The organism is Paenibacillus zanthoxyli JH29, from assembly GCF_000520715.1.
Lineage (GTDB): Bacteria > Bacillota > Bacilli > Paenibacillales > Paenibacillaceae > Paenibacillus_AQ > Paenibacillus_AQ zanthoxyli.
Genome location: NZ_ASSD01000475.1, coordinates 1 through 9,011, shown reverse-complemented (window position 1 = coordinate 9,011; position 9,011 = coordinate 1). Strand labels below are relative to the sequence as shown.

10 protein-coding genes and 1 pseudogene are annotated in these 9,011 nt (G+C 54.3%); all 11 read left to right on the top strand.

Going from position 1 to position 9,011, the window contains the following annotated elements:
- Window positions 1-406, top strand: a pseudogene (locus L691_RS29320) (hypothetical protein); the annotation flags it as partial.
- Between the two features lie 210 nt (window positions 407-616).
- Entirely contained in the window at window positions 617-910 is a 294-nt protein-coding gene (yqfC, locus tag L691_RS0118300) for a sporulation protein YqfC (RefSeq protein WP_025691857.1), read from the top strand.
- Entirely contained in the window at window positions 907-2,097 is a 1,191-nt protein-coding gene (gene yqfD, locus L691_RS0118295) for a sporulation protein YqfD (protein WP_025691856.1), read from the top strand. Before yqfC ends, yqfD begins: the two co-directional genes overlap by 4 nt.
- Window positions 2,098-2,103: 6 nt before the next feature.
- Window positions 2,104-3,075 carry a PhoH family protein gene (locus tag L691_RS0118290; RefSeq protein WP_025691855.1) on the top strand — a complete coding sequence of 324 codons (972 nt, stop codon included), beginning with the start codon at window positions 2,104-2,106 and terminating at the stop codon, window positions 3,073-3,075.
- Window positions 3,076-3,089: 14 nt separating this feature from the next.
- Entirely contained in the window at window positions 3,090-5,348 is a 2,259-nt protein-coding gene (locus L691_RS0118285; RefSeq protein WP_025691854.1) for an HD family phosphohydrolase, read from the top strand.
- 1 nt (window position 5,349) lies between these two features.
- Entirely contained in the window at window positions 5,350-5,844 is a 495-nt protein-coding gene (gene ybeY, locus L691_RS0118280) for an rRNA maturation RNase YbeY (RefSeq protein WP_025691853.1), read from the top strand.
- A complete protein-coding gene (locus tag L691_RS0118275) occupies window positions 5,844-6,239 on the top strand; it encodes a diacylglycerol kinase (protein WP_025691852.1) in 396 nt (131 codons plus the stop codon). The genes ybeY and L691_RS0118275 overlap by 1 nt, the downstream gene beginning before the upstream one ends.
- A 143-nt stretch (window positions 6,240-6,382) precedes the next feature.
- The gene (locus L691_RS0118270) at window positions 6,383-6,802 is read left to right on the top strand and encodes a cytidine deaminase (RefSeq protein ID WP_025691851.1); all 420 of its coding nucleotides are present in this window, start codon (window positions 6,383-6,385) and stop codon (window positions 6,800-6,802) included.
- Between the two features lie 529 nt (window positions 6,803-7,331).
- The gene (era, locus tag L691_RS0118265) at window positions 7,332-8,225 is read left to right on the top strand and encodes a GTPase Era (RefSeq protein WP_025691850.1); all 894 of its coding nucleotides are present in this window, start codon (window positions 7,332-7,334) and stop codon (window positions 8,223-8,225) included.
- Between the two features lie 104 nt (window positions 8,226-8,329).
- Window positions 8,330-8,473 carry a YqzL family protein gene (locus tag L691_RS31425; protein ID WP_084654259.1) on the top strand — a complete coding sequence of 48 codons (144 nt, stop codon included), beginning with the start codon at window positions 8,330-8,332 and terminating at the stop codon, window positions 8,471-8,473.
- 36 nt (window positions 8,474-8,509) lie between these two features.
- The coding region (gene recO / locus L691_RS0118255; protein WP_025691849.1) for a DNA repair protein RecO at window positions 8,510-9,011 on the top strand (502 nt) is incomplete at its 3' end.

Here is a 9,011-nt window from a genome sequence, read left to right as displayed (position 1 = left end):
GGTTCCCGCTTCATCCTCCCGGCAGCCGGAACCGCAGATGGACGAGAGCCGTGGACCGGGTATGGCGCCTGCGTTTCCAGAGCCTGCTCTGTTCCCGACTCCCGATTATATGTCAGGAGAAGGGATGTCGATGGAGCAGCCCGAGGAAGCGGACGGAGTCGAGGTCCGCCAGGAGCGTATGCGGCTGGAGCTGGAACGTGTACACCGTGCTCTGGACCGGATCTCGGACGATATGGGCGGAGACGGCGAAGCCGGGCCGAAATCCCGTTCGTCGGCGCCGTCCATGCAGAGTTCGCCTTCTCTTAGCGTAGGCAGCGATCTCCGCAGCGGGCTCATCTGGGCGGAAATTCTCGGCCCTCCGCGCGCCCGCAGACCCATTAGCTCCCGGCGTAACGGCCATTTGTAAGTAATGAACGAAGATGTATCCTAACGGGTGTATCGTTCGCAAAATGAAGAGCTCGTCAGCCTATTTTAGGAACGGCGAACTTCGATTGCGGCGGTCTCCCGTTTTTCCTTTTTTGGCAGACTCCTTTCCATTGAATTCAAACCGCTCGCTCTCATAAATAAGCTTCTTGCCGCATAAGGTGTACAGTAAAGGAAGGGGGAGCGTCTACTTATGACCCGGATTGGCCGCAGTCTGCGGGGATGGACAAACGGGATGCTGGATTTGCCGCAGGATCTGCTAAGCGACCTGCCCCGGATCACCCTTATCGGGAACAAGGAAATGGTCATTGAGAACCATAGAGGCGTGCGGAATTTTTCCCCCGGACAGCTGACGCTCGCGCTTTCGAAAGGATCGCTGGAAATTGCCGGAGAAGGCCTTGTCATCACTTCCATTCTGGGAAGGGAGCTGACGGTGGAGGGCGTGATCGGGGAAATCAGATATAAGGAAAGCGGGGAGAAGCGATGAAGGAACCGCCACTGTCATGGCTGCGGGGGACTGTTGTGCTGCATATTTCCGGGAAACGGGTGGAAGGGCTGATTAACGCCGTCACCGAGGCCGGAATTGTCATATGGAATGTAAAAGCGACCGGAAGCGGGGTAAGTCTGCGGCTGCTGCTGGACGATTTCTACGCTCTCCGGCCGCTTTTGAAGCAGACAGGCTGCAGGATGCATATTACGGGACGGATCGGACTGCCGTTCGTGGCGGCCAGGTTGTGGAAGCGGAAGTTTTTTGCCGCAGGTCTGGTGCTGTTCGGCATTATTCTGGTGCTGCTGTGTTCTCTCGTCTGGAGTGTTCGGGTGGAGGGGAATAAGCGGCTGGCTTCGGAGGATGTGCTGGATGCCGCGCGGCAAGAAGGGATTTACCCTTTTCAGTGGATATGGCGTATGGGTTCTCCGGACAAGCTCTCCAAGCACCTGGCGGCGCGGCTCCAGGGCGTATCCTGGGTTGGGATCGAGCGTAACGGAACAGCGGTGAACATTCAAATCGTTGAAGCCGCGCTGCCGGAGAAAAAGCCGATTAACAGCCCCCGTCATCTCATCAGCCGCAGTGATGCGGTTATCACCGATATCTACGCCGAGCAGGGCAGACCCGTCGTTCAGCGCAATGCGAGAGTGAAAAAAGGCGAAATCCTTATTTCCGGAGTTCTGGGTGATGAGGCCAATAGACAGGCGGTTGTTGCCAAAGGAGAAGTTAAGGGATTGGTGTGGCATGAGTATAATATTGAGGTTCCGCTGCAAAAAAAGAATACCGCTTATACCGGAGAGCGGAAGGATAGAAGCTATTTTGTTCTTGGTAATTGGGCGGTTCAGCTGTGGGGTTACGGCAAATCGCCTTTTGAAGAGTCACGCACGCTGACCGAGCTTGATCCGCTGACCTGGCGTAATATCCGGCTGCCGATCGGATGGATGACAGAGAAAGAAATGGAAGTCAAGGAGACTCAGGAAGCGCTGACGCCGGAGGCGGCGAAGCAGGCGGGGCTGGCTCTGGCGGAGGCTGATATTGCGGCCCGCTATGGCAGCGATAGTGTCATCAAAAGCCAAAAAATTTTGCATGATAAGAAAGAGAATGGTAAAGTTTATATGAAAGTGCTTTTTGAAGTGGAAGAGAGAATTGCGGAGGAGCTTCCGATAGTATACAACCAAGGAGAATGAGGCTATTTGTCAGATAAGACTGCAAACATACAGATATCTTTACAAAATGCGGGAGAAGCGCTGGCGCTTTTCGGCCCGCAGGACAGCTTTTTAAAGCTGATTGAGAGAGAAATCCCCGCCCGTATCGACTCACGTGAGGCGGAACTTACGGTACATGGCGGCGAACGGGAAGTGGACATGCTGGCACAGCTGTTCCAGTCCCTGCTCTCCCTTGTTCGAAGCGGTTATATTTTGAGCGAACGGGACGTGCAGTATGCAGTGGAGCTGGCGAAGGATTTCCGCGCCGATCAGCTGCTTGATCTGTTCAAAGGTGAAATTACCACGACCTTCCGCGGCAAGCCGATCCGGGTCAAGACGATTGGACAGAAGCATTATGTAACGACAATCAAGAAACGGGATATCGTATTCGGCATCGGTCCGGCGGGAACCGGAAAGACGTATCTTGCCGTTGTGCTTGCTGTTGCCGCTTTGAAGGAAGGATCGGTCAAACGCATTATTCTGACCCGCCCGGCGGTGGAAGCCGGCGAGAGCCTGGGCTTTTTGCCTGGAGATTTGCAGGAGAAGGTAGACCCGTATCTCCGGCCGCTGTATGACGCTCTATACGACGTAATGGGACCTGACCAGGTTGCCAAGGCTCTGGAGCGCGGACTGATCGAAATTGCGCCTCTGGCTTACATGCGCGGGCGCACGCTTGACGATTCGTTTATTATTCTCGATGAGGCGCAAAATACGACGCCGGAGCAGATGAAGATGTTCCTGACCCGGCTCGGCTTTGGCTCCAAGATGGTTATTACGGGCGACGTAACCCAAATCGATCTGCCTCGGGGAAAGAAATCGGGTCTTATCGAGGCCAATGCGATCTTGTCCTCCATCGAGGATATTGGGTTCGTGTATTTTGCGGAGCAGGATGTAGTGCGGCATTCCCTGGTACAGAAAATCATCGTTGCCTATGAACGCTCAGCCGAAAACCTTGAATAAAGGGGACTGTCACCATGGCTTCAAAGCAACCATCTAAATTCAGCGGATTCACTTACAATGTGAGCGGATGGAAGTATAGCAGGGCGACTCGCTATGCTCTTTTTCTGCTTCTCGGTATCCTAGTCTATTTCAGTCTGGCACCGGATCTGCTGCCTAAACGGTACGACATCAAGGAAAACACGCTCAGCGCCAAGGAGATAACGGCGCCTAAGCAGATTAAAGACACTAAGGCAACGCTGAAGGCCGAGGAACAAGCGGCCGAGAACGTGCCGCTGAAATATCAGATTATTCCGATCCGGGCGGAGAATCTCGTTACCTCTCTGCTGGATCGTATCGACCGTCTCAATCAGGATGACACCATTTCCCAAAGCGACAAGACCTCCATTTACCGGGAGGAGATTCCGCAGCGGGCCAATGATTTCATATTGAGCTTTGTTGCGTCCAGCCGGAGCAGCGGAACTTATTCGGATAATCTTTTGAATGAAATGCAGTCGAAGATCAAGGAGCAGGTCTATTCCATACCGGAAGAAACGTTTATCAAAATACCGCGGCTGACCTCGCAGGACATCATTGAGATGAAGCCCGTGGCGAGGGATATTGTCAGCAGGCTGATGAATGACCAGATTGCCGATGCCGATGCTGCGCGCGCCAAGGTGGCGGAGCAGGTTAGCATCAGTTCGCTCTCTCAGAGAACGGCCCGCGAGGTGGTTCAAGAGCTGGCCCGTCTGGCGATCACGGCCAATAAATTCTATGATGAGGACGCCACCAAAGAAGCTAAAGTGCAGGCCCGGGAAAATACGCCGCCGGTCTATATCGAGCAGGGCGAGGTGCTCGTCAACAAAGGTCAGCACATTACGCCTGAATTGTATCAGCTATTGGACGAGAATGGGCTGCTGCGCAGCAATGTCGATTATTGGCCTCAGCTTGGACTGCTCATCCTTGCAGCGCTCTTTTCAATCGGTCTGCTGATGTTTATCCGGCAGTCCGGCGCATCCGGTTCTTCCGGATTTAAGTACAATAATTCTCAGCTTCTGATGCTGGTGCTCGTCTTTGTGATCACGATTATATCCTTGCGTCTTGCAGCGTTTCTGCAGAGCGACACGCGGCCGTTTATGGGCTTTCTGGCGCCGGTCGCCATCGGGGCGATGCTTGTCATGCTTCTGCTGGATATCACGCTTGCCTATTTCTGCACCATTCTGTTCGCTGTACTGGCCAGCGTTATTCTGAATGTGCAGCAGAATATGATTTTTGATTTCAACTATGGTTTCTTTGCGCTGGTCGTTTCGTATGTAGCCTTATTCGCCACTCATCGGGCGGGGCAGCGCACGACGCTGTTGAAGGGCGGCATCATGGTCTGTCTGTTCGGCTCGCTGACCGTCTTTATGACAAACCTGCTGGGGAATGGCGCATGGCAGCAGATTCATACGCTGTATGCCATCGGTTTCGCTTTTGCCGGCGGACTGGTGACTGTTGTGCTGGTCATTGGCCTTATGCCTTTTTTTGAGTCGACATTCGGCATTTTGTCCGCGCTCAAGCTGGTTGAACTGTCCAATCCGAACCACCCGCTGCTGCGCAAGCTGCTGACGGAAACGCCGGGTACCTATCATCATAGCGTAATGGTGGGCAACTTGTCGGAGGCGGCGGCCGAGGCGATTGGAGCGGATGGCCTGCTCTGCCGGGTCGGTTCGTATTATCACGATATCGGCAAGACGAAGCGCCCGTTCTATTTTATCGAGAATCAGAACAATATGGAGAATCCGCATGATTCCATCGATCCCAAGCTGAGCAAGTCGATTATTATCGCGCATGCGCGCGACGGGGTGGAAATGCTGAAGGAGTACAAGCTCCCCAAGCCGATCAGGGATATCGCGGAGCAGCATCATGGAACGACTTTTTTGCATTATTTTTATCATAAAGCGCTGCGGCTTGCTGAGGAAAAAGGGATAGAGCCCGATTTCACCGAAGATGATTTCCGTTACCCCGGTCCGAAGGCACAGTCCAAAGAGTCTGCAGTAATCGGTATTGCCGACAGCGTGGAAGCGGCCGTCCGTTCCCTTCGCAGCCCCACAGTAAACCAGGTGGAGACCATGATCGAGAAGATCATCAAGAGTCGTCTGGACGATCATCAATTCGATGAATGCGATCTGACGCTGAAAGAGCTGGACATTGTCGCCCGGACGCTGAAAGAAACGGTGATGGGCATTTTCCATTCGCGTATCGAGTATCCGGAGGAAGTGAAAAAGCCGAAAAAAGAGGAAGGGGCCGTTGAATAGCATGAGCCTGCAGCTGGTTTGGAGCAATGAGCAAGAAGAAATGGAAATCGACGATCGGCTGATCTCGCTGCTGGAAAGCATCCTGGAAAAAGCGGGCAAGCTTGAAGGGATTGACGCCGGTGAGGTGGATCTGACCTTTGTCGACAATGAGCGGATTCATGAGCTTAATAAGGAGTACCGCGGCATCGACCGGCCCACCGATGTGCTGTCCTTCGCGCTGAACGAATCCGCCGAGGATGAACTGGAAATCATCTATGAAGTTAGCGAGGATGGAGCGGAGGAACTTCCCGATATGCTTGGCGATATAATTATTTCCGTTACACGCGCCAAGGAGCAGGCAAAAGATTATGGACATTCGCTGGAGCGGGAGCTGGGATTTTTGTTCGTGCACGGATTTCTGCATCTGCTCGGATACGATCATCAAGATGAGGCTTCCGAGGCGGAAATGATGGGCAAGCAGGAGCAGGTGCTGTCGCAGGTAGGGTTGACCCGCTGATGCCCAAAAATACGGCGGTAGGCCCCAAACGTTTCTGGAAGTCGTTCTGGTATGCGGCTCAGGGGCTCAGGCAGGCCTTCCGGACCGAAATGAATATGAAGGTGCATACCTGCCTTGCCGCCGCTGTGCTGCTGTTCGCCGCGCTGCTGCATGTATCGCCTGGAGACTGGTTGCTGCTTCTGCTCGCGATTACACTCGTGCTGGCGGCCGAACTGATCAATACAGCGATTGAGTCGGTCGTCGACCTTGTGTCGCCGGAGGTTCACCCCTTGGCCAAAGCGGCGAAGGACACCGCCGCCGGAGCCGTGTTCTTGGCCGCAGCGTTTGCTGTTATTGCGGGCATCTATGTTTTTTATCATCCGGTGATAGACTGGATTACAGCACTTATGTCATAATCGGAATACAACTTATAGATGGAAAAGGCGGATAAGCCGTTGGGCGGTTCCGCCATCTTTGTCTTTGCTCTGCTTTTTTAATCGTATTAGCGAGCATATTCTCGGATAATATACCAAAGATGAACTTACAGGAGGACCCAATTATGGATTCCAATACACTGCTGCAAGAGGCGATCAAAGCCCGCGCCAAAGCATATATCCCATACTCCCGCTTCGGTGTAGGAGCCGCTCTGCTGGATCAGAACGGTCAGGTTCATCATGGCTGCAATATCGAGAACGCCGCTTACAGTGTCACCAATTGCGCCGAGCGCACCGCTCTATTCAGCGCCATGGCCCAGGGGCATAAACGCGGCAGCTTTAAAGCGCTTGCCGTTGTAGGCGATACTGCCCTGCCGATTACGCCTTGCGGCGCATGCCGGCAGGTAATTGTTGAGCTGTGCGATCCCGATATGAAGATTATTCTGGGGAACATGAACGGGGACATTCGCGAAACAACCGTACGCGAGCTGCTGCCAGGAGCTTTTGGCCCTGATGAGTTAAAGCAGGGACAGGCTCCAGCGTAAGTGCGTAAGCGATGCGGCGAAGCCGCCAGCGGTTGTCCGCACGCAGTAGAAGGACCCCCGCCGCCAAAGCGTCCACGTGTTCGCGTAAACGTAAGCGATGCGGCGAAGCCGCCAGCGGTTCCCCGCACGCAGTAGAAGGACCCCCGCCGCCAAAGCGCGTACGTGTTCGCGCAAGCGTAAGCGATGCGGCAAAGCCGCTAGCGGTTGTCCGCACGCAGTAGCAGGGCCCCCGCTGCCGAAGCGCGTACGTGTTCGCGCAAGCGTAAGCGATGCGGCAAAGCCGCTAGCGGTTGTCCGCACGCAGTAGCAGGGGATTCAGTCACACGTCACTCTGCGCTCCGCTCTTCCCGCGCCAAACGGAGCGGGTGACCGCAGGGAACGTAAGCGTGTCATTCGCCGCACCTCCTTTAATGCTCCACCCGTAGCAGGTACGCCCAGTTCCGGGTGTCCAGAGGGCGGGGCCCTTGGGGTCCCCCTTGGCTAAGGGGGATTTAGGGGGATCGAAAAAGACTCGAAAGGTTGAGATCATATGAAATTCAGATCAGGCTTTGTCGCCATCATCGGCAGGCCCAACGTAGGCAAATCAACGCTGATGAATCAGGTCATCGGGCAGAAAATCGCCATTATGTCGGACAAGCCGCAGACGACCCGCAACAAAATTCACGGGGTATATACGACGAACAATTCGCAAATCGTCTTCCTCGACACGCCCGGCATCCATAAACGCCAATCCAAGCTGGGCGATTACATGAACCAGACGGCGATGAGCACGCTCGGAGAAGTGGAGGCGGTCCTGTTTCTGATTGACGCTGCCGAGGGGCTTGGCGGAGGCGACCGTTTCATTGCCGAGCAGCTTCAAGGTCTGAAGACGCCGGTCATTCTGGTGATGAACAAGATCGACAAGCTGGAACCTGAAGCGCTGCTGCCGCTGATTTCGGAATACAGCAAGCTGCATGATTTTGCCGAGATCGTTCCCATTTCAGCCAAGGTAGGCAGCAATGTAAATACACTGCTGGAGCAGCTGCAGAAATACCTGCCGGAGGGTCCGCAATATTATCCGGAGGATCAGGTGACCGACCATCCGGAGCAATTTGTTATCGCCGAGCTGATCCGCGAGAAGATCCTGCATCTGACCCGCGAGGAGGTGCCGCATTCCATTGCGGTCGCCATTGAGGATATGCGGGCGGAACCGAACGGCGTGGTGCATATCTCCGCGGTTATTTTTGTCGAGAGGGATTCGCAAAAAGGCATTATCATCGGCAAACAGGGCGCTATGCTGAAGGAAGTCGGCAGAAGAGCCCGTACCGATATTGAGAACCTGCTTGGGTCCAAGACGTTTCTGGAGCTTTGGGTAAAAGTGAAAAAAGACTGGCGCAATCAGGAGCGCGTGCTGCGCGATTTGGGCTTCCACAAGGATCAGTGATCTTCACCGCAAATGACTGCCAGTAATTGCAAGGATAGAACCCGTCTCATCGCACATCCTACTTTTAGGAAGACATCGTTTTTTGCGAAGGGGGATAAATACGAATGCGAGATTTTTCGTGGAAGTATTTTGCAATGACTGGTGATGTCGATGCCTATCTGCTGTACCGGGAAGCGGGAGAACCGCTGAGTTCGGCGGCGGAGACAGCAGCGGAAGAAGAGCAGGTCTATGACCAAGAAGCGAAGTAAGAACTGGTTGCTTGCCGAGTGGTTAGGGGAAGAGGCATGCTACACAGGGTGGAAGGGATCGTCATCCGCAGTATGGACTACGGCGAGGGGAATGCAATCATTACGCTTTGCACCGAGAACGCGGGCAAGATAGGAGTGCTGGTCCGTGGAGCCAAAAAGGTAAAAAGCCGCCATGCTGCTCTGATCCAGCCGTTTACGCTCGGGCAATATGTTTTTTTCAGAAATAACGGAGGGCTGGGTACGCTGAATTCCGGCGAGATCATTAGCTCCCATCATTCGATCAGGGAGGATCTGATTACAGCCGCCTACGGCTCTTATGCCTGTGAGCTTCTGGACCGGGTGCTGCATGACGAGGAGACGGGCAGCTTTTGGTTCCGGCAGCTGTCGGCCTGCCTGAATGCGCTGGAGGAAGGCAAGGAACCGGGAGTCATTATTAATCTGTTCGAGATGAAAATACTTCAAGCGGCCGGCTACGGTCCGCATTTGGATTCCTGTATCGCCTGCGGGCGCGAGAAGGCGGACGAAGAAATGCTGCTCA

Coding starts and splice junctions, on each gene's coding strand:
- yqfC (WP_025691857.1), top strand. CDS start 617: ATGACCCGGATTGGCCGCAGTCTGCGGGGATGGACAAACGGGATGCTG.
- yqfD (WP_025691856.1), top strand. CDS start 907: ATGAAGGAACCGCCACTGTCATGGCTGCGGGGGACTGTTGTGCTGCAT.
- L691_RS0118285 (WP_025691854.1), top strand. CDS start 3,090: ATGGCTTCAAAGCAACCATCTAAATTCAGCGGATTCACTTACAATGTG.
- ybeY (WP_025691853.1), top strand. CDS start 5,350: ATGAGCCTGCAGCTGGTTTGGAGCAATGAGCAAGAAGAAATGGAAATC.
- L691_RS0118275 (WP_025691852.1), top strand. CDS start 5,844: ATGCCCAAAAATACGGCGGTAGGCCCCAAACGTTTCTGGAAGTCGTTC.
- L691_RS0118270 (WP_025691851.1), top strand. CDS start 6,383: ATGGATTCCAATACACTGCTGCAAGAGGCGATCAAAGCCCGCGCCAAA.
- era (WP_025691850.1), top strand. CDS start 7,332: ATGAAATTCAGATCAGGCTTTGTCGCCATCATCGGCAGGCCCAACGTA.
- L691_RS31425 (WP_084654259.1), top strand. CDS start 8,330: ATGCGAGATTTTTCGTGGAAGTATTTTGCAATGACTGGTGATGTCGAT.